The 21462-nt window shown below is 43.1% G+C and carries 21 protein-coding genes; 5 read left to right on the forward strand and 16 right to left on the reverse strand.

Translation table 11 applies throughout. The annotated features are described in order from the left end of the window. Window positions 1–3: 3 nt before the first annotated feature. Window positions 4–609, forward strand: a complete 606-nt coding sequence (recR, locus tag KU854_RS17105; RefSeq protein WP_054780390.1) for a recombination mediator RecR — start codon at window positions 4–6, stop codon at window positions 607–609. Between the two features lie 42 nt (window positions 610–651). On the opposite strand, the gene KU854_RS17110 is transcribed toward recR, so the two are convergent. Together KU854_RS17110 and KU854_RS17115 are read right to left on the reverse strand one after the other, a co-directional pair. Then, a complete protein-coding gene (locus KU854_RS17110; RefSeq protein ID WP_218359637.1) occupies window positions 652–1212 on the reverse strand; it encodes a regulatory protein ToxS in 561 nt (186 codons plus the stop codon). Beyond that, window positions 1203–2105, reverse strand: coding sequence for a transcriptional regulator (locus tag KU854_RS17115; RefSeq protein ID WP_218359638.1), 903 nt, complete (start codon window positions 2103–2105; stop codon window positions 1203–1205). Before KU854_RS17115 ends, KU854_RS17110 begins: the two co-directional genes overlap by 10 nt. Window positions 2106–2364: 259 nt before the next feature. On the opposite strand from KU854_RS17115, the gene htpG reads away from it, so the two are divergent. The 4 genes from htpG to KU854_RS17135 all read left to right on the forward strand — a co-directional run bounded on the left by htpG (window position 2365) and on the right by KU854_RS17135 (window position 7726). Continuing rightward, the gene (htpG, locus tag KU854_RS17120; RefSeq protein WP_218359639.1) at window positions 2365–4272 is read left to right on the forward strand and encodes a molecular chaperone HtpG; all 1908 of its coding nucleotides are present in this window, start codon (window positions 2365–2367) and stop codon (window positions 4270–4272) included. Between the two features lie 266 nt (window positions 4273–4538). Beyond that, window positions 4539–5183, forward strand: coding sequence for an adenylate kinase (gene adk, locus KU854_RS17125; RefSeq protein ID WP_054780685.1), 645 nt, complete (start codon window positions 4539–4541; stop codon window positions 5181–5183). Between the two features lie 135 nt (window positions 5184–5318). Next, window positions 5319–6290, forward strand: a complete 972-nt coding sequence (gene hemH, locus KU854_RS17130; RefSeq protein ID WP_218359640.1) for a ferrochelatase — start codon at window positions 5319–5321, stop codon at window positions 6288–6290. 131 nt (window positions 6291–6421) lie between these two features. Continuing rightward, window positions 6422–7726, forward strand: a complete 1305-nt coding sequence (locus tag KU854_RS17135; RefSeq protein ID WP_054780686.1) for an inosine/guanosine kinase — start codon at window positions 6422–6424, stop codon at window positions 7724–7726. 276 nt (window positions 7727–8002) lie between these two features. On the opposite strand, the gene KU854_RS17140 is transcribed toward KU854_RS17135, so the two are convergent. From KU854_RS17140 to KU854_RS17205, 14 genes are all read right to left on the reverse strand, one after another. Beyond that, window positions 8003–8446: a low molecular weight protein-tyrosine-phosphatase gene (locus KU854_RS17140; protein ID WP_218359641.1), complete on the reverse strand. Its 444-nt coding sequence runs from the start codon at window positions 8444–8446 to the stop codon at window positions 8003–8005. Continuing rightward, window positions 8439–9866 (reverse strand): O-antigen ligase family protein, encoded by a 1428-nt coding sequence (locus KU854_RS17145; protein ID WP_218359642.1) that lies wholly within the window; start codon window positions 9864–9866, stop codon window positions 8439–8441. The genes KU854_RS17140 and KU854_RS17145 overlap by 8 nt, the downstream gene beginning before the upstream one ends. A 74-nt stretch (window positions 9867–9940) precedes the next feature. Continuing rightward, the gene (locus KU854_RS17150) at window positions 9941–10402 is read right to left on the reverse strand and encodes a hypothetical protein (protein ID WP_218359643.1); all 462 of its coding nucleotides are present in this window, start codon (window positions 10400–10402) and stop codon (window positions 9941–9943) included. A gap of 98 nt (window positions 10403–10500) precedes the next feature. Continuing rightward, a complete protein-coding gene (locus KU854_RS17155; RefSeq protein ID WP_218359644.1) occupies window positions 10501–10896 on the reverse strand; it encodes a VanZ family protein in 396 nt (131 codons plus the stop codon). Continuing rightward, window positions 10889–11518, reverse strand: a complete 630-nt coding sequence (locus tag KU854_RS17160) for a hypothetical protein (RefSeq protein WP_218359645.1) — start codon at window positions 11516–11518, stop codon at window positions 10889–10891. Before KU854_RS17160 ends, KU854_RS17155 begins: the two co-directional genes overlap by 8 nt. Before the next feature lie 100 nt (window positions 11519–11618). Next, entirely contained in the window at window positions 11619–13778 is a 2160-nt protein-coding gene (locus tag KU854_RS17165) for a choice-of-anchor A family protein (protein WP_218359646.1), read from the reverse strand. 77 nt (window positions 13779–13855) lie between these two features. Then, a complete protein-coding gene (locus KU854_RS17170; protein ID WP_218359647.1) occupies window positions 13856–14590 on the reverse strand; it encodes a WecB/TagA/CpsF family glycosyltransferase in 735 nt (244 codons plus the stop codon). A 10-nt stretch (window positions 14591–14600) separates the two neighbouring features. Beyond that, window positions 14601–15332 carry a heparin lyase I family protein gene (locus tag KU854_RS17175; protein WP_218359648.1) on the reverse strand — a complete coding sequence of 244 codons (732 nt, stop codon included), beginning with the start codon at window positions 15330–15332 and terminating at the stop codon, window positions 14601–14603. Beyond that, a complete protein-coding gene (locus KU854_RS17180) occupies window positions 15316–16347 on the reverse strand; it encodes a glycosyltransferase family 4 protein (protein ID WP_218359649.1) in 1032 nt (343 codons plus the stop codon). The genes KU854_RS17175 and KU854_RS17180 overlap by 17 nt, the downstream gene beginning before the upstream one ends. Further along, window positions 16344–16904: a serine O-acetyltransferase gene (locus KU854_RS17185; protein WP_218359650.1), complete on the reverse strand. Its 561-nt coding sequence runs from the start codon at window positions 16902–16904 to the stop codon at window positions 16344–16346. The genes KU854_RS17180 and KU854_RS17185 overlap by 4 nt, the downstream gene beginning before the upstream one ends. Next, the gene (locus KU854_RS17190; protein ID WP_218359651.1) at window positions 16891–17997 is read right to left on the reverse strand and encodes a glycosyltransferase; all 1107 of its coding nucleotides are present in this window, start codon (window positions 17995–17997) and stop codon (window positions 16891–16893) included. Before KU854_RS17190 ends, KU854_RS17185 begins: the two co-directional genes overlap by 14 nt. Then, window positions 17994–18899, reverse strand: coding sequence for a glycosyltransferase family 2 protein (locus KU854_RS17195; RefSeq protein WP_255555629.1), 906 nt, complete (start codon window positions 18897–18899; stop codon window positions 17994–17996). The genes KU854_RS17190 and KU854_RS17195 overlap by 4 nt, the downstream gene beginning before the upstream one ends. Before the next feature lie 17 nt (window positions 18900–18916). After that, window positions 18917–20242 (reverse strand): flippase, encoded by a 1326-nt coding sequence (locus KU854_RS17200; protein WP_218359653.1) that lies wholly within the window; start codon window positions 20240–20242, stop codon window positions 18917–18919. Continuing rightward, window positions 20242–21399 (reverse strand): O-antigen ligase family protein, encoded by a 1158-nt coding sequence (locus tag KU854_RS17205; RefSeq protein ID WP_218359654.1) that lies wholly within the window; start codon window positions 21397–21399, stop codon window positions 20242–20244. The genes KU854_RS17200 and KU854_RS17205 overlap by 1 nt, the downstream gene beginning before the upstream one ends. Window positions 21400–21462: the final 63 nt, after the last annotated feature.

Here is a 21462-nt window from a genome sequence, read left to right on the forward strand (position 1 = left end):
GCGATGCGTACAAGCCAACTGCTTGAACAATTGATGGAAGCCTTGCGATGCCTGCCAGGGGTTGGCCCTAAGTCAGCGCAGCGCATGGCTTTTCATCTTCTGCAGCGTAACCGTCAGGGCGGTGTGAAACTGTCTGAGGCGCTACTGTCAGCGATGACGGACATTGGTCATTGTGAAAAGTGCCGCACCTTTACTGAAGAGGAAGTGTGCGCCATATGTAACAATCCCCGCCGCCAGGAAAACGGGCAGATTTGCGTGGTTGAAAGCCCGGCAGATATCGCTGCGATCGAAGCAACAGGCCAATATTCTGGCCGCTACTTTGTTCTGATGGGGCACCTGTCACCACTTGATGGTATTGGCCCTTCTGATATCGGTTTGGATTTACTGGAAAGACGCTTGGCATCGGAAACTGTGTCAGAGCTGATCCTTGCGACCAACCCGACCGTGGAAGGTGAAGCCACGGCGCACTATATCAGCGAGCTTTGTGCTGAGCATGAAGTGATAGCCAGCCGTATTGCGCACGGTGTGCCAATGGGCGGTGAGTTGGAGCTGGTGGACGGCACCACACTTTCGCATTCCATTATTGGACGCCATCGTATTGGTCAATGACCAATACAGAGAATAAAGGAAAGGCCGCATGCGCGGCCTTTTTTATGAGTGGGTTTTGCTATAGAGCACCATAGAGCCATGGTTGAGACTGGTTAGCAGTAACGATCCATCATTTAAGATATCAATGCGACGCACTTTTTCTGCGCCCAGTCGATAAAACGTACGTACCAGTGTCAAATCCTCCGCGGAAAATTCCGTGGTGTCTCCGGTTGTCACATCCTTGATGTCACCCAGCTTAAGCTTCAGGTAGCCGCCGCTGACTTCCCAGTCGCCTGACTCTGAAATCGACATGACAACTTGAATGTTTTCCTGCTCATTCTTGAGCACAATCTGTGTGTCGCGCGAGTAGGTGTTATCCGGCAGAAAAACCATGTTTACCTGCTGCTCGGTCGCGGTCAGGCCGGTCACATCGCGGTACGCAGACTCTTCAATATGATTGATGGTGCGGGATTTCCAAGCCTTCGAAATCAAATGGTTCGCGGTACGGATATCTTCGCCGAGGAAATACCAGGCACTGCCCATCAGTGACAGCAGCAACAGGATGAAAGGACCAACACGTTTAAGTTGATCGCGACGGCGTGGGGTCGTGTTCATTAGCGGCATATAGAGTCGCTCTCCTCATGGCTCGTCAGCAAAACATAAGTTAGGTTGTCGTCTGCATCCTTGGCACTGTGGATATAGTTGAGCGAGATTTCGTTATCCTGCCCGCCTGTGACAATCACTTCTTCCAATTCACGGTCCTGGCCATAAAAGTTGATGTATTTTTCAACGCAGCGCTGAACCATGGGTTTCCACTGTTTAATGCGCACGTTGGTAACAGGAATAGAAACCGGGACATCCTGAACGGTCAGGATCTGGCGAAACGCCTCAGACTTTGGCGTTGAAGCAATAAAAAAGGCTACAGGTACGATCATTGCCAATATCAGTGCAAACCAGGAATTCAGTGGCATCTTTGCTTTTCGGGCCGGCACCGGATCTGAAGTTTGTGCAGGCGCTGGCGTTGCTTCTTCAATTTCCGCAGTGGGCAGCGATGATGTTGTCTCTACAGGTTGATTTTCTGAAGGGGCAGTCTCGAACGCCTCTGTCTCTTGTTCGGGTAAAACGTTTTCTTCCACAGGGGCGGGCACTGCTGGAATATCAACAACCTGATCGTTGTAGACCTCCACCGAACAAATAACCTGATAACCGCGCTTTGGCACAGTTTTGACAAACATTGGTGTTTTTGTAGAGTCTTTCAGGCTTTTTCTCAGGGTAGAAATCGACTGTGTCAGGCTGGAGTCGTCCACCTCAAACCCTTGCTTGCGCCAGACGAAGTCGTGGATACGGTTGCGAGTCACGATCGCGTGGGGTTCTTCGATCAAAACCATCAGGACGCGGCACTCGTTGCTGCCCAACCGAATAAGTTCGTCATTTTCATAAAGATCGACCAGTGAGCTGTCGCTGGGAGAGAAAACAAAACGTTCTCCCAACAGATAACGGTTCGATTTATTGATCATTCGATATATCAACCTGCTAAAAACGTGGGCAATTCAATGGCGGAATCAGAGCCTGTTGGCGTTTTGTTGTGTCGATGTTGTTATAAATCGCACTTTCGCCGTAAAAAGCGCCTGAAAGAGCTAAAAATTGAGACGATTATACCTGAAGTGTGAAAAATAGCTCAAGAAATCAAAAAATCGCTGACTGGACTTGAAATGGATTTTGCCGCCCCTATTTAAGAAATGAGACTAAACCGAAAACCATTTGTTTGGGGTTAAAATGAGCGATCAAGCAACGTTACAAAGTAAGGAAACGCGTGGTTTCCAATCTGAAGTGAAGCAACTGCTGCACCTGATGATCCACTCACTCTATTCCAACAAAGAGATCTTTTTACGTGAATTGATCTCAAACGCATCCGATGCGGCGGACAAGCTGCGCTTCAAAGCCCTGTCTGATGCGGCACTTTACGAGAGTGATGGCGAATTGCGTGTTCGCCTCAGCGTTGACAAGGAAGCCGGTACCTTGACCATTGATGACAATGGTATTGGTATGACACGCGATGAGGTGATTGAAAACTTGGGTACGATTGCAAAATCCGGTACCGCAGATTTCTTCAAACAATTGTCAGATGACCAGACCAAAGACAGCCAACTGATTGGCCAGTTTGGTGTTGGCTTCTATTCTGCCTTCATCGTGGCAGATAAAGTGACCGTGTCGACTCGCGCTGCCGGGGCTGATGCTTCTGAGGCTGTACGTTGGGAGTCAGCAGGCGAAGGTGAGTACACCATTGAAAGCATTGAAAAAGCCAGCCGTGGTACGTCAATCACCCTGCATCTGCGTGAAGATGATAAAGAGTTCCTCGACGAATGGCGCCTTCGTGATGTGATTGGTAAATACTCTGATCACATCGGTATTCCCGTTGAAATGTGGGAAACCGAGCGAGACGATGAAGGCAAAGAAACCGGTGAAGGCAAGTGGGAGAAGGTCAACAAAGCCCAAGCGCTTTGGACTCGCTCTAAGTCAGATATCTCTGATGAAGAATATCAAGAATTCTACAAACACCTTTCGCATGACTTCGCTGAACCGCTGCAGTGGAGCCACAACCGCGTAGAAGGTAAAAATGACTACACCAGTCTGCTTTATATTCCATCGAAAGCACCATGGGATCTGTTCAACCGTGACCATAAACATGGCCTGAAACTGTATGTTCAGCGTGTGTTTATCATGGATGATGCATCGCAGTTCATGCCGAGCTACCTGCGTTTTGTCCGTGGTCTGATTGACTCCAACGATCTGCCGCTGAACGTGTCGCGTGAAATTCTGCAAGACAACAAAGTGACGCAAAACCTGCGCAATGCCTGTACCAAACGTGTACTGACGATGCTTGAGCGTATGGCCGGCAATGATGCTGAAAAATACCAGTCGTTCTGGAAAGAGTTTGGTCTGGTCATGAAAGAAGGCCCGGCGGAAGATTTTTCAAACCGCGAGAAAATTGCCGGTCTTCTGCGTTTTGCTTCAACACATAACGACAGCAGCGAACAAACTGTGTCGCTGGCCGATTATGTGTCACGCATGAAAGAAGAGCAGGATAAGATCTACTACCTGACAGCCGATTCATACCAGGCAGCGAAGAACAGCCCGCACCTTGAACAGTTCAAGGCAAAAGGCATCGAAGTTATCCTGATGTACGATCGCATCGACGAGTGGCTGATGGGATATCTGTCTGACTTTGATGGTAAGCAATTCCAGGCGATCACCAAAGCAGATCTGGACTTGAGCAAATTTGAAGATGACGCGGAAAAAGAAAAGCGCGAAGAAACCGAGAAGGCCTTTAAGTCTGTGGTTGAGCGCACCAAGACGTATCTTGGCGACCGTGTAAAAGATGTCCGCACGACCTTCAAGCTTTCTGGTACACCCGCCGTTGTGGTTACCGACCAGTTCGACATGGGAACCCAGATGGCGAAACTGCTGGCAGCAGCAGGTCAACAAGCGCCGGAAGTGAGGTACATCTTCGAGCTTAACCCTGAGCATGCTCTCGTTAAGCAGATGGCGGACGAAGCCGACGAGCAGATCTTTGGCCGCTGGGTAGAAATGCTGCTGGGTCAGGCAATGCTGGCGGAGCGCGGTGCAATGGATGACCCATCCCAGTTCTTGAGTGCGGTCAATCAGCTTCTGACTAAAGGCTAATTGCGTCGAAATTCATAACCGATTTAACTGTTATCAAGCCCGGCTATTTTGCTGGGCTTGTTTTTTCATACCTAAATGAGTTCGCGACGAAACGCCGTGAAATGGTGCCACCTGAAGACACGCTGAGGCACAGGAAGTGCCCGGGTAATGCGGTGGGTTTTCCTCGTCAATTGTGTTGAAAACGTCGGCTGTGAGGTTGTTTAGGTATCAATATCCGTGTATGTTTCAGGTTTTTGCGAAACTCCAAGTAAAGAAAGGGGATAACTATGCGCATCATTCTTCTGGGCGCACCAGGTGCAGGTAAAGGAACTCAAGCGCAGTTCATCATGGAAAAATATGGTATTCCACAAATTTCCACAGGTGACATGCTGCGTGCAGCAATCAAAGCCGGCACAGAGCTGGGCAAACAGGCGAAAGCAGTTATCGACGCAGGCCAACTCGTTTCTGACGACATCATTTTGGGTCTGGTTAAAGAGCGCATTGCGCAAGAAGACTGTGCGAAAGGCTTCCTGCTGGATGGTTTCCCACGTACGATTCCACAGGCTGATGGCCTGAAAGAAATCGGTGTTGTGGTTGATTACGTTCTTGAGTTTGACGTGCCAGACGCAGTGATCGTTGAGCGTATGAGCGGTCGCCGTGCACACCTGGCATCTGGCCGTACTTACCACGTTGTTTACAACCCACCTAAAGTGGAAGGTAAAGACGACGTAACCGGTGAAGATCTGGTTGTTCGTGATGACGACAAAGAAGAAACCGTTCGCGCGCGTCTGGGTGTATACCACGAGCAAACAGCGCCGCTTATCGCTTACTACTCAAAAGAAGCGGAAGCTGGCAACACCAAGTACCTGAAATTTGACGGTACCAAGCTGGTGTCTGAAGTGAGCGCAGAAATCGAGAAAGCGCTGGGTTAGTAGTCCCTACTCACTCATACAAAAAGGCAATCTTTTGATTGCCTTTTTTTGATCCTAAATTCCCCGGCATGAGTAATCTTGGAGCAGGGATCATGATATTCTTAGTCCCGTAACTAACTGGTGAATCAGGACGAAATGGAAAACAAAAACAACAAGACAGGGGTGTTACTGGCAAACCTAGGTACGCCAAAAGCACCAACCGCACAGGCAGTGAAAGCCTTTCTCAGTGAGTTTTTACATGATCAGCGTGTCGTAGACATGTCGCGTTGGCTTTGGTGCCCCTTACTGCACGGGGTGATCCTGCCAGTGAGATCGCCAAAGGTGGCCAAGTTATACCAAACCATATGGATGGAAGAAGGCTCGCCATTGATGGTGTATTCCCTGCGCCAGAAAGCCGCGCTGGAGCAAGCGACCGGCCTGCCAGTTGAGTTGGGTATGACATACGGCGAACCCAGCATAAAAAGCGGCCTGGAAGCGCTCAAGGCGCGTGGTTGCGAAAAGATCCTGGTGTTGCCTTTGTACCCGCAATATTCGGGCACCACGACGGCCGCTGTTTTTGATAAATTGGCGAAGTCCGTAAAGCAGGATCCATCGTTGCCAGAGCTGCGCTTTATTAATTCCTACTATGACGAAAATGCCTACATAGAGGCACTGGCGCAATCAGTGGAAGCGCACTGGGCACAAAATGGCAAACCGGACATGTTACTGTGTTCATACCATGGCATTCCGAAGCGTTACGCTGACAACGGCGACCCTTATCCAACGCATTGTGTAGCGACAACCGAAAAGCTCGCTGCGCGCCTGGGCGGCGAGGTACCATTGAAAACCACGTTCCAGTCCCGCTTCGGCCGCGAAGAGTGGCTACAGCCCTATACGGACAAAACGTTGGAAAAACTGCCGGGAGAAGGCGTTAAACGGCTGGATGTTATTTCGCCAGCGTTTTCGGTGGATTGCCTCGAAACACTGGAAGAGATCTCTGAACAATGTCTGGAAACCTTCCTTGATGCCGGTGGTGAGGCCTTCAATTACATACCTTGCTTGAATGATTCACCATCGCACATTGCGATGATGAAAGGATTGGTTGAAAGAAACATCCAGGGCTGGTAACGCTTTAAAATATCGACGAATAGTGTACCCAGGCGCGATCAGTGTCTGGGTATATTTTTATCCGGGATATTCCACCTCGAAAATTGTGTGATAGAATTCGCATTTTCGCCACAACCACGACGCATCGAATCATGAAATTTCCGGGCCAACGCAAGTCTAAGCATTACTTCCCTGTCCATGCGCGCGACCCGCTGCTGGTACAAGCAAGCGAACAACGCAAACTCAAACGCCCCCATGTAATTGGTATTGACCAAACGCTGGTTGATATTGAAGCGAAAGTAAGCGACGAGTTCGTGGCTAAATACGAACTGAGCAAAGGCCACTCTCTGGTGATTGATGACAAGCGTGCCGAAGCGCTGTATCAAGAGCTGAAAGAGAACAACATGATTAGCCATGAGTTTGCAGGTGGCACTATCGGTAACACGCTGCACAACTACTCAACACTGGCCGATGACAAATCGATCCTGTTGGGTGTGATGAGCCGCGATATCACTATCGGCAGCTATTCCTACCGTTACCTGTGTAACACATCCAGCCGTATGGATCTGAACTACCTGCAAGCTGTTCAAGGTCCGATTGGCCGTTGCTACGCGTTGATCAGTGAAGAAGGTGAACGTACTTTCGCTATCAGCGAAGGTCTGATGAACCAGCTTCACCCGGATTCTATCCCAGAGCATATTTTCAAAAATGCATCTGCGTTGGTACTGACTGCGTACCTGGTTCGTTGCAAAGAAGGCGACCCAATGCCTGAAGCAACCATGAAGGCGATTGAGTACGCGAAGAAACACGATGTGCCGGTTGTGATGACCATGGGCACCAAGTACGTGATTCAGAACAACCCTCAGTGGTGGCGTGATTTCCTGTCAGAGCACGTTTCTGTCGTTGCGATGAACGAAGAAGAAGCCGAAGCCCTGACCGGTGAGTCTGATCCGCTGCTCGCCGCTGACAAAGCGCTGGAGTGGGTAGACATGGTTCTGTGTACTGCCGGCCCAGTAGGTCTCTACATGGCAGGTTTCACTGAAGATGATGCCAAGCGTGAAACCACGCTGCCGTTGCTGCCAGGCTCAATTGCCGAGTTCAACCGTTATGAGTTCAGCCGCCCGATGATGAAATCTGAGTGCCAGAACCCAATTAAAGTTTACTCGCACATTGCCCCTTATATGGGCGGCCCAGAGCGTATCAAGAACACCAACGGTGCCGGTGATGGCGCACTGTCTGCTGTCCTGCATGATATGTCGGCAAACCGTTACCACCGCGACAACGTGCCAAATTCAAGCAAGCACAGCTACCAGTTCCTGACTTACAGCTCATTCTCTCAGGTTTGTAAGTACGCAAACCGCGTAAGCTATGAAGTGCTGGCGCAGCATTCACCGCGTCTTTCTCGTGGTCTTCCAGAGAAGGAAGATAGCTTGGAAGAGGCATACTGGGAACGTTAATCTCTTCGCCTTTGCTACCAATACGGCGTTGACTGCTTTCACAAACCCCGGTCACTTAGCGGACTAAGCTCTCGGGGATTTGCTCAATCGTCGCCTTGTCTTGATAGCAAATGCTTTGAGATGTAAATCCAGTATCGCACCCAGTGTTTGTTAGATTCGCCTTGCCTAAGCACCAACTAAGTTGTGATTGCTGATTTCATAAAGAAAAATCCGCCACTTGGGCGGATTTTTTTATTCGGTGGGAAGGGCTGCTCACTTACCCTAAAGTCTTTAGCCTTATGATAGCTTCTTGGCCCAGGCATTCGTTGCTCGAACGAGTGTCTTATAAAGAGTATCAAAAGACGCTTTTGGCTCTAGGATGGGGTCTTCTATATCCCCGAGGCCTATCCATTGACCAAACAGCATGGTTTTATGTCTTGAACCGGGTGAAAGCATCGCAACTTCTTCGATATGCGCATGTGACATCACCAATATCAAATCAAAGCTATCACAAAGTTCGGGTGTCAGTTGGCGTGCCGTATGAGCAGAGATATCAAGATTGTTCTCAGTACATACTTGCTGACTGTGTGGATGTGCAGGCGCATCGGTTAAGTGACTCTTTGTGACTGCAATTCCGGCTGATTCGACAGTTAGCTTCGGCAAAAGCTCCTTCATTAACACTTCCGCGATGGGTGAACGGCAAATATTCCCGGTACAGACAACGAGAACGCGATTAAACATGTTCGGCATCCTTCAAGCGCTCACCGTGACAAGGTTTTGGGGCAATGGAGACAAGTTGCCCGACTGCAGGTAATACCGCGCTTGCATTGGCAAGGAAGAGTATCAGGATAAATGTCAGCGCGTTAGCCATTGGCTGAAGGTTAAAATCCACACTGATATGAATGAGCATACCAATGATGGACATGATGCAACCCAGCGCTATTCCTTTCATTGTTCGGCTATGTCTTTTCCGAATAGTATGGAAAGCCCGCCAAAAGGCCAAAAGCACCACGAAGCCTAAAAGCAATGTCGCAGGGATTCCGGCTTCGACCATAAACTGGATATAGTCGTTGTGGGCATGGTCATAGAACCCAATATCGGCCTTGGAATACATGGGGAAGATCGTGTAAAAGCTAGCCATACCAGTGCCGGTGAAAGGGAAGTCTCTGATAATATCCAGTGACCATACCACCACCTGATCGCGGGACTCCGCGCCAAGGGAGGTTTCAACCAAGCGCTGTTTGACCTTTTCCAGCCCAAACAAGGCGCCGACAACTATTGTATCGACAGCAATAACACTGCCCACCAAGACGGTTAACGCGCGCGGCTTATTATTATAAAACACCAGTGCAATCAAACCACCGACAGCCGTAGCGGCAAAAAAAGCGGTATTTCCCATTCTGGAACGCGTCATTACCAGCGCGATGACCATGATTACAAGGCAGAGCCGTATGTACATTTTCCGGCTGAGAATACCTTCCATAATCCTTTTAACGAACATATGGAGCGACTCGGAAGGGGTAGTGTGAAGTTGAGAGACGATAAGGCCAATACCCATACAAAGCGTCATCATCAAATAGTTCGCTAAGTGGTTCTTGTAGACAAAAGAGCCAGTGGCAATCCCTTGTTCACTATAGCCAAAAACCAAGCTTTCTTTGATATCAAGCAAAACAACCAATGCTGCGTAGAACGCTTGCAAAGTACCGCTAACCACAATCACAAGAACGAGTTGCTTCAGCCGTTGGCTGGAATTCACAAGATATATCGCATTGAAAACCAGCATGGTGTAGGCAATCCCTTTGAAAAGAGATGCCAATGTCATTCGCGAATCAAGGGAAATAAAACCTTCGGGTGCCCCAACGAGCTGGTAAATCTCAGCACTTTTTCGCGAAAAGAAGGCCAGTAGTTCCCAAGGGAGTGGAAGAGTTTGGAAGAATACCCACAGTTGGAACAATGCCAATCCAGAAAGCAGCCATTTGTAATGTTTTAACGGCTCGAAAGGTAAATTTCCCCGATAGGCGATGATCAGCAGTATTGACTGCAATGCTATCCAGAACTCAGCAATGGACCAAGCCCAATCCCGGTTACTTCCCAACGGAATGGGTAACCAAATGATCAGCGCGAGTAGGGAGTAGAACGAAAGCCTTTCAATAGACGCCATGTAAATCACTCTGAGTACAACAAAAAGCCCAACGAATGCTGGGCTTTAGTGGGGTAATTTTCTTATTGCTCAAATTAATTCGGAGAGATGACGTCTTCACCCCCCCCACCTTGCCCACCAACTGCTGGTGCTGATGGTGGAGCAGGGCCTGCAGCTGCTGTCTGGATACCCGCAGCGGTCGCTTCTGCAATTTCTGTTGGGTCGAGTCCAGCCAACAGTGCCGCAGTCGTGATATTTTCGTTGGCAATACCTGCATCCCGGGCAAATTGAGCAATGTCAATGGCTTTGTCCGGAGCGGTTGTCATGGCTGCCTGAATCGCGAACTGAGGGTCGACACCTTCCATTTCCAACAATAAACCAAGGATTTCAATCACGAACTCAGCGTTTTCCAGCAAAACGTTTTGGTACGTTTCTTCGTTTGGAACATCACCGAGTTGTGAAATGATGGATTGACGCTGTTCGTCACTTTCGAAAGCAAAGGTCATTGAAGACAATGCCAAGCTTGTCACACCAAAAATGGTAGCGGTAATTTTCATGGTTTTTCCTTGAAAATGGTTTCAAGAGTCTGATTAAAAAAGACTATATCAAAGTTAAGAAGATTGAAAATGGGTATAGTGCCGTTAGAAAAGCTCAATCAGTGATTTGCTTTTGTTTTTAAACGAACTGTCGCAATTGCGCTGCAAAAATATGTACCAAGCAGTACGCCAAAAACATTGACGGTCATATCCAGCCAGGAAAACTGTCTTGATGGGATTTGGGACTGCAGTGATTCGTCCAGTACGACCAAGAGCAGTACAAAGAGAGCTGTGCTGGGAAGTCCTAAAACAATTCCCTTCGATGAGGCTAAGCGGCAGAGCATCCCCAGTGTAAAAGATCCGACCATATGCAGATAAATGGCACCACCTACCATGAGTTCGGTCTCTCTTACATGGATACTAAAAATACCAGTAGATTTCAGTACTGAAGCAGCACCCAGTAAAGACAGCATTGCGACGAGGATAAAAAACGGCACTTTTTGAACGCTATGCACAAGCTCTCACCTTAATAGTATTGAAAGCCAATAGGTTACACATTCTCTGTTTTGCAGGGGAATAAGAAATCATAGTGTCCAGCGCATCTCTGTGACGCCATATACGGGCAAGAGAAACCAGATGCTGAGATGCCAAAACTTGTTTATCCAAATCTGCTTTTTCCCAACTCGTAAAAGTGTCTTCAATCATGAGTAATCGACTTGATGGCGCATATGGGCCGAACAGCGAAGCCAAATTGATGTATCTATCACGCTCACTCTCTGATTCAGAGAGCTTTGCCAATTCAACGTAAGTGTTGGACCAAACCGGTCTTATATGGGTGCTGGTTTGTAAAACTGATTGTGAATCAAGGTAGGGCTCACCCCCTTGTTCGAGGTAAGACATCCACTGGCTGAACAACACAAGATTGTTTAGCTGGTGGGCTGTTCCAACCAAACCGAATGCGGTATTGACTAACTGTTCGTCGCTTCGGCGTATCGTCTGTTCAGGATGGTGAGCAAACGACACTAACCTCGACGTCATTGCTTTCGAAGTCAGAGCATTCGTCAATGAAAGTGGGCTGGCAATGAGTAATAGAGAAGCGAGCACAAGTGTGACGATAGAAACAAGATTTAGCTTCATATGCTGCTTCGAATCCTAATGCATACCAAAGTGACTATCCCTTTTAAAAAACAAAACCGGACTTGGAGCGCTAGACGCTTCCAAGCCCACTAAGCAAACCCTACCTCAACGAGCTAGAGCGGTAGGAATTGTTCAAAAGCCAACTTGGCAGTTCGTTCTGCGGAACTTTACCTTCTTGTGTGATATTGGTTTGGTGATATGAATGCTGGTTCCAAATGCGGGTGGCGTTCTGCCAAGGCATTTTTTTATTGGAGGATTCAAATACACGAACACCTGTAGTTTTGGAGTAGAGTGGGTGATAGTTGTTAGAAACAACAATTATTTCAGCATTGTTGTCACCTTCGAGATCTACGACAACGGGGTACTCCCACAGTGTCGCTGTTGAATTAGGTACTTTAGCTCTTACTTCACCTGATTCACCGTTCAAGACGTAAAGGTGTTCATGATCTTGTAAAACCACTTCTTGAATACCATCGCTGTCGAAATCGAACGACGTTACGCCAACTTTACCACTTGTTTCGTCGTTAATATCTTTACTCCAAATGAGCATACCTTTGGTATTAAACATATCTACTGAGTTATAACCTGCTACAGCAATCCCTAATTTGTCAGCACCAAGAAACGAACCAATGGCTTGAGCACCACCACCTTGTCCTGAAGTAAATGCTTCCCATATAACGTTACCTGTATGAGACAACAAACTTAGATTGCTTTCCCCATCTTTAGGATCTGGGAAAGACACAAGGATTTCGGGGAAAGTATCCCGATCTGTATCTACAACAGAACTAAACCAAGCTAGCTCGTTAGAGCGATGGCTCCACAATAGCTGACCGTTACTGTCGAACAATTTGTTTCCGGATAAGACCTCAGAAATGCCATCACGATCAACATCTACCGAAATGTGATCAGCCACCCAATGCATTTTGAATAGCATACCGGTGTGATAGTTGTAGGCGCTAGTGCCAGCAAGGATTTCAATAGAGCCATCGCTATCTATGTCTGTCAAAGTGACATTGCCTGCTAGCGTATCAGCCATTTCAATTCTTTTGCTTACACTGCCATCGTGGTTGAATATGACTAATTGTCGATTGCTATCATCGACTGCAACAACTTCTATGAATCCATCATTATCTACGTCCCCGAGAGCAGGAGTAAATCTTGGATCTACCGATGCAAAACCATTTTCGTAAGACCAAAGCTCTACTCCATCAATACCACTCAATGCTCGGACTATGCCTGTTCCTTTGTAATCATTTCCTTTGAAGCTTACAACGACAACATCCGCTGAATCGAGACTGTCGATATTTCCATCTCCATTGTCATCGTTGAGTTGGCCAATAATCGGGGAAACCATGACCTGACTGTGGTCTGGCATAAAACCTTTACCATTCCAGTGCCATTTCAAAGACATATCTACTGACTCATTGGTCCCTGGTATACGGCCATTGAATGGTTTGTAGGCAAGTGACATAGACCCCTGCCAGCTATTTGCTATGATACCCACTGATGAAGAGCCTGAAGGAGCAGAAATGTCAGCGAATGGGGCCAACAGTAAACCTTCTATTGCCACACCTGATATTGAAAGCGATGTTGCTTCGTACAAGTTGAAAACTGTCTTAGTGCGATTTGGAATAAAATCCGAAAGACTGATGTTGCTCAATGCTTTGAAGTCATTCATATTACCGTTAATGTTAACAATAACCGTTGCGCCTTCAGGGACGCAGCTCAATGCGAGGGTGTGCGCTTTCTCAAGAGCGATACCATCAACGTTAAAAACATGAAAATCACTTGAGCAGTCACCTTCTAGATAGATCCCCCCCCATTGGTAGACAACCGAACCTGTATCCTTTCTTTTACTTAGCACTGAAGAAAAATTCATTGCTTTGTTTCTTAAATCACTAAAGTCAATCGGTAAGATGGAGTTGCCATTTATATCGCTACCTGGTGACAAACTAGAGCGAACTGATTCAGAAACATTAGAAATATCCCCACCGGTAATGACACTTCCGTAATACACCTGTCCGTTAGCGTAAGAAAGATCTCCTCCAACAACTAGTGCATATTCTTCTGGTGGGAAATCATGGTTCCCATAGAGAATGCCATAACCGTTAAGATTTGCATCATTTCCAATTGCCAAGGGTCCATCACTAGAAGAGTGGGGTGAACTAAAATCTTCAAACACTAAGGCACTGTACTTGTTTTCAAGTGCTGAAGCCTGAGAACAGCATAATAATAGCGTTATACTAATTATATTTTTCATTATCATCCTTAATTTTAGGCGAATAGAAGTTAGCTTTTAATATGAGTGTGTTATCGACAAAGGAAAGGGTTGTTGGCTTACTTTTTTGAAATCTTATTCCTTATTAATAGATAAGCAAATTTGGTATTTGTTACTAGATACCTTTTCCACATTCTTCGTGGTTCTTGTATCACCCTATAAAACCATTCCAAACCAGTTTTTTGCATCCATACCGGAGCACGATTTACCTTACCGGCGACTACGTCGAACGTCCCTCCAACTCCCATAACGAAATCAACGCCGAGCTCTTCCTTCCATTTGTTAATGAAGTTTTCTTTTTTCGGAGAGGTAATGGCTACAAAAAGCAACTTCGCACCAGAATTTCTAATTTTATCTACTACAACTTCTTCGTTGTCCCAAAAATAGCCATCATTGAAACCAGCAATAGTTAAATTAGGATAAAGTTCGAGTACTTTGTCGTGGGTTTTGATAACTACATCTTTTGTGCCACCGAGCAAAAAGACCGGAAAATCTCGTTTCGCGCTCATCTTTAGAAGTTCATGAAACAAGTCTACTCCAGCTACTCGATCTGGTACATTGTACCCAAGAAACCTAGCTCCAAAAACGACGCCCATACCATCGATATTAATGACATCACATGACTTTACTGATTCAGCTAATGCTTTATCTTTTCTCATGTTGACTATTTTGGCGACATTGACGACGACATGTTGCAAAAATTCTCCCTTTGAAACTTTTTCCTCAATGAAAGACACCGTTTCTTCCATTGTAGATACATGCATTGGAGAACCTAGAAGTTCAATACGATCCATGATGTTTAACCTAGATTTTTTTGATGATTTTTAAATTTCTAAAATAGACATGATTGTTTGTGGTAATATCCGGATGTCGATACAGTCCAATCTTTAGATAATGCTGATAGTCGTTGTGCATATTTGGTCCTTTAAAAGTGAAATTAGAGTTATTTACTTTTAAGTTAAGAACCCCACTGTTACTATTAGACCAACGAAAATGGTATACGATACTGTTCCATGTGCCGATATTAATTGGTATAGCTCTGGCTTGGTCACCATAAACAATTGTAATAATGGTTTCACCATTTACTACTTTGTCATATAGAGCAACGAGTGGGCTTCGACCCGGAAAATTCGCCCATGTTTCTCCCTTGTTGGGATTAGGTTGGTCATGCCATTGGCTTATTAGGGACCATCGGCCATGTATATCACTTTGATACTCATTTGGAATAAATAGTTCATAACTATAAATGACTTCATCTTCTAGTTTGAAGGGAAAGTCGATTGCTAATTCAGAACGACGGCCATTGTTTACCTTTTTCTGAGTCCCCGTGATGGAAAATTTTAGCTTTCCATTTTCCGCAATAATTGTTTTCCCATAATAAGACTCGACTTCAAAGTGTTCAACGAGATCAACTGCACTAAGAGATTTCGCTATACTGTCCAATTGTTCTGATTTTTGAATAGATAAAGCCTGAGGAGATAAAGATAGAAGAATAAGTGAAGAAATTATTTTAGGAGCACTATGACATCTTTTCATAAATACTTTGCCATTTAGGCAGTATAACCTCCGAAGTAAAGTTCTCGACATATTTCTGATGTCCATTATCTACAATTGCATTAAGTTCTGGTGGTGAGGAAAGCACATAATTTAATTTATCTGCTATTTGATCAATAGAGCCTGGTTCCACCAAATACCCTGTTTCGCCGTCTACTATAACTTCTGATATAGCACCTACTGGAGTACTGATGACCGGTATTTTGCAGCCCAATGATTCGATCAACGTCATTGGTAACCCTTCATTGTATGATGGAAGAATCATTACACTGCACTTACTTAAAAGATCCTTTTTGGTGTTTGCATCTACCCAGCCATGGAAGGTCACACTTTCTGTTAAGTTGAGCTTTCCGACGAGCTGCCTAACTTTCTCATCCTCTCCGGCGCCACATAGATGTAGATGGAAATCTCGATTGAGTAATGTGCAGGCATTCAATAGGTCATAAATACCTTTTCTGGTAATAAATGCAGCTAAGAATAGGATATGTCCTTCTAGTCGAGTAGTGGCGACACTATTGATGTTTACATAATTATTAATTGAAGTGACATTGCGACCTGAAATCCCTTCTATATAAAGTTTCCAACTATCTGAGAGTACAACGAACTCATCAACATTTCTAATTAGCCATAGTATGGAATTTTTCGTCAGGCTGGATCTAGAGGAGTAATACTGCTTAAACTCAGAACCATGCAGATGGACTAGGGTACGAACATTAAACAATTTAGCAATTAATACAAACGTAAGTTTTCGCCAAAAACTCCCTTTATAAGACATATGACAATGTAAGATTTTAACTCTTACTCTTAAAAAGACTTTAAAAAGAGAAAGTATTGCATTTACAAAAAGCCATAGGTCATGAAATTTCGACTTTCCAAGATGGCTAACGACTCGAATATGTGAGTATGAATCGAAAAGACCATCGCTTTCATACCCCTTTACCACAGAATCTATTCCACCATTGGCTCCTGTGCCAATAGTAACTATATGCTCTTTCAATTGTCCTCCTTCCACACATTAACCAAAGCACTTGAAGAGCCATTATATGAAACGATGCGGGCAGGATTTCCTACAACAACTGCATTGTCGGGTACATCTTTAGTCACAGTTGCATTTGCTCCAATTATAGCATTATTACCTATAACTACACCCCCGAGGATGCAGGCGCCACTTCCAATATATACGTTGTCTTTTATTTCTGGAAATTTGCCATTTTTACCTGCTATTGTTACTCCATGAACAATAGTTACGTTATTACCAATTTTTACTGAAGACCCAAAGGAGGTGCAAAAAACATGGTATATGGAAAATCCAAGACCTATATCTGCCCTGTAGTTAATATCAGAAACATAGACTCTTTTGTAATAAGAATATATAATTTTTGGTATGTATCGAATCAAAGGAAATGAATCGAAATGCTTTGCCGCCCTCATCCAAAAAACAAACTTGAACCCTTTTCTGAATAAGATATCTTTAAGGAATAGTAATAAGCTTACCTTTCCATTTTGTCGATAAAGGTCAGATTTTACCAAGTATAGGAAACTATATTTTTTCATCTAAAGTTCTTGTAATTGCAGTGAAATATTGAGACGCAATGTTTTCTTCAGAAAAATCAGTGGATCTAGATATCAATTCAGACTGATTAACTAAAGGACTTTCTGCTTCTTCGAGGATAGCCTTTGCCAACGAGTAACTATCTGAAACCGGCGCTAGACGTCCATATCGGCCACCATCAAGAATTTCAGATGGTCCGTAATTACAGTTGGTCGCTACGACAGGTAGTCCGAAAGACATCGCTTCAACAATAACATTTCCAAATCCTTCCCAAGCAGAGCTGAGAATGAATATATCTGCCGATTTATAGTATTTAGCTACGTTATCGGTGTAACCTACGAAGTGGACATAGTCATCTATACCTAAACCATTGATTAACGATTTCAGCTTTTCATATTCCTTTTCGCAGAATATACCTCCAACAATGGTTAAGCTTACTTCTCTTTCCTTTAAAATTAGTGGAATAGCCTTAATCAATGTTGAGTAGTCTTTTGGCCTACTTATTCTACCAACGGAAAGTAATTGTAGAATATGACGTTCCATTTTCCTCTCTGCTATATGTTCATAAGGTTTATATCGCACCGGGTTATAGATTGTTTCAATAGGTGTATTCGAACCTAACAAGGATTGAACTTGATTTTTTAAACCGTTTGATACACATACTACTCTTGAAGCTAACCGATAGATATAAGAGACATAAAGCCTCAATAGAAATCTTTTAACGATTGATTTGTTCCGCCAATGTTCCCTTAAAGATGCATGTTCACTAACAATAACCTTACAGTGTGACTTTGACAGGGCCTTCGAAATTAGACATGCGGCATTGGTGTCAGTATAAGCTGAGATCATGATTTCAGGTTTTTCAAGATTAAGGAGATTTATCAATGGAAAGATAGAGGACATTGTTCGACTAGCTTCCAAACTGATAACACGAAAACCAAGTTCTTCAGCTGTTTTTACATTTTCTCCATTTCTACTATCGACGATAAAGGAGATTTCTACATCTTCAATTTTTCCCAGTTCTTTTGCTATAGATAAGAAAACTTGCTCTGCTCCACCAAATCCCAACTTAGAGATCCTAAAAAACACTTTCACTTCTTTAAAATCCTCTTCAGTAAACGATGTGAATTTGGGAATCCTAAAATCAACTTTTTCCTCGAATTCAAATTTCCATCAAAGGCATACTTTAGAAATAGTTTGAGAAATTCAATTCTCACTAGAAGCGGTAATTTTGCTCCGTTGTAGCACTTGTATAGTAAATAAGATAGATTTATTTTAATGTAGTCTATATGTATAGCGTCTATTTTTGGTAATGAATAGTAAAACGTCAGTAGGTTTGAGTGATAATCGGGTTTTATGTTCCGTGTTGCTCCTGCATCATTTATTCGATATCCATATAGAGTGCGGTCAATATGATATACATACTTAACATTCTCATATATTTTTGTAAGTACCATCATGTCTTCACAGAAACGAACGCCGACGGGGAATGAATAATTATCAAATAAAGTCTTCCGGAATGCGCGGATACACGGATACCAGATGGATTTTTCATATACTACGTTTTTAATTGATTTAAACTCAATCAATCCAAAATTCTCGTGGACAAATTGTTCATCACATGAGTTAATCTTGTCTGAGTCTATAAATGTTTTAAAGCCAAACTCAATTACGTCCATATCGTAGGACTCAATTACATCAATTATAGAGTTTGTGTAATTGTCTAGAAGAATGTCATCAGCATCTAGGAATGTTACATACTTTCCTCTTGCCATACCTATTGCTTTATTTCTTGCTGCGCTTACGCCAGCATTTGATTGATGACATAATACCAGAACGCCTTTCGCTATATGTTCCTTGAAGTTTTCGCTAACTACTTTATATGTATCGTCAGTTGAACCATCATCTATAACAATCAGTTCTATCTGGTCATGATACTGAGTAAAGAAAGATTTAAGTGCTTCCACTATAAAAACGTCACCATTATATACAGGCATAACTATCGATAGATACACTACTTTGCCTCCAGAGTATTCATGATATTTTTCATTGCTTTAGGTGGGTTAAAAATCGTAGTGGCATAAGATAAAATGGCTTGTTTGAATATGTGGCGCGTTTGCTTGAATAGTGAGTAGAATATTAGATCGGCAAGAATGTATGAACATAGAGAAACAACTGCCGCTCCAATGATTCCGTATTTTTCAATAAATATAAAGTTCATAGATAAACTAAATATAGCAATTGTTAAAGATTTTATGAATTCATATTTCGCAAGATTTTGTAGCACAAGAAGTCTAGAAAATAAAGCTGCAGGAAAAATGAACACTAAATTCCAGCAAATAATCTTGAGAATGTTCTCTGCGCCAATGAACTTCTCTCCATAAAGGGTGCTTATGATTTGCTCTGAGAGCAAGTATACAGTCAAAGCTATCCCAAACCCTAGTATGAAAAGAATTTTTATTAGGCCATCTAAAAATAACTCATAGTCTTTGCTTTTTCCGAAATATTTATCAGATAGCGCTAAGTAAAAAGTCATTGTAACGATATGACCAATAAATACTAGCTGAGACACAAGTCTAGTTGCTGAGCTGTATATTCCTGTATTTTTCTCATCTAGAATTGACGAAATAAGTAGTATGTCGCCTTGCATAAATATCGGAAACAACATCGAGGAGCCTATGAGTGGAAGTGCTTCTTTGAGTAGTGACTTTGATCTTCTGTGATCATATTTAAGGCTTTTGATATCTATATTTCTACAACAAAAAAACTGTAATAGGAGTACCAAAAATTGAGCGAAAGCTTGTATTGGGATAAAGATTATCACTAGGTGGTAATCAAAATTTAGAACTAAAGCTGCTGTAAGATAGCTTAGTGAAATTACTCTTGAAATTATGGCGGATATGGCAATTTTTTTTGGTGCGTTTATTGCTTGGAAAAATAACTTTAGTACAGTTCCCCTAGAAAAGTAAGTTGCTAGTAACACGGATATTGTTATATAGATTAAGCTTATTTCAATAGGCTCTTTGCCAATGAACGAAATAGAAAAAATTACAAAAATCACATGAGCAATCCAACCGATGATTTGGATTATCATTGATGTGAAAATTAAATCATAGTCATCATTTTTTTTTGCTAGTTCTCTAACAATTATATGATCTAAGCCGAGAGTAACTAAGAACATTGTTGTGGCTGACAAAGCTTGTATAAAGCTAAGTTTTCCTAAGTTTTCGGGACCAAATACTCGAGCTACGACGATTACACTTATTAAACCGAATGCAATCATTGTTGAGTTTTCTACTGCATACCATGCTGCTTTTTTTATGTTTGACATTTTTGACATTAGTAGTTCTCTATTTCTTCAATTGCTAAAAAAGATGTCAAAATCGTCAGAACCCAAAGTATGTTGGTTGAAAGTAAAAATGAGGTTTCGGTTATGTTATGACATGCAATGAAAAACAAAAAACTAAACAACACAGCAAAATAAGTTGAGTTTTTTATAATGATTAAATTTATCATCGTATTTATGATGAAGAAAGAGAATATGCATAGACCAATTATTCCTAAAGAAACCGTTATGTCTATATATCCACTGTCCGAAGCAGCGAGTGCTTCAATCCATAGTGGATTGGTTCTATATAATTCTGTAAAATATATTTCCGAATAATCACTCTTTCCCCAAACGGAGTTGAATCCAAACCCATTAACTATGTTGTCTTCTGAATGGATTAGCATTGTTAACCACAACTTTCCTCTTCCGGTTAATAACTCTTCATTTAAGTTGTAGTAGAGATAATCCAAAATTTCATATCTATTGATTATTAAAAAAGCCATAGCTACCATCGTTAATATTAGAGTGAATATTTTTAGTGATGGAATGGATGCATTATTGATGTCTATTTTTGTGTTTTTTATCGCAAAAGATACTGCAACAGACAAAGCAACTAGAAACATTGATGTTTTTGAAATGGATAGAATGAGGAGTGTTGCAGCAATAACTATGAAAAATAAGGTCATGGCTGACTTTTTGTCCATGTAGTCAAAAACAAAAACTATTACACTCAATGCCATTATTAAACCTAGTTGATTTTTATGTGGATGTATCCCATGCAAACCTGCGGCTGTATATGATGCGCTGTTTAATAATGGGATTGATATTATGTTGACTAATACAACAACACATAGACTGACTTTTAATATTGCTATGACTTCTTTTGTTCTATAACTACAAGAGATCATTGCAATTGTTAATATTAGCATTAGTTGAACTAGAGCTTCCTCTAGGCTTTTATACATCCAGGCAGACCAACTGATGCTAACAAAGCAGTATCCTATTACAACTAATATAGGCGCATTCTTTACAAGCCTTGATACGACCAATGGGATTTTTTTGATATTATAGGCACATAGTATTACGAACAGAGCGAATAGTGTTTTTCTATCAAAAAGATTATGTCCTAGAAGTAGCAATGTAAATGATACAAAAAGACTGGCATTCATAAATTGTCTTTTATTTACATAGATATTAGGCATTCTTTTTAACCAAAGTTAGGCGAGAGAAGT

The organism is Enterovibrio paralichthyis (assembly GCF_019209835.1).
GTDB lineage: Bacteria > Pseudomonadota > Gammaproteobacteria > Enterobacterales > Vibrionaceae > Enterovibrio > Enterovibrio paralichthyis.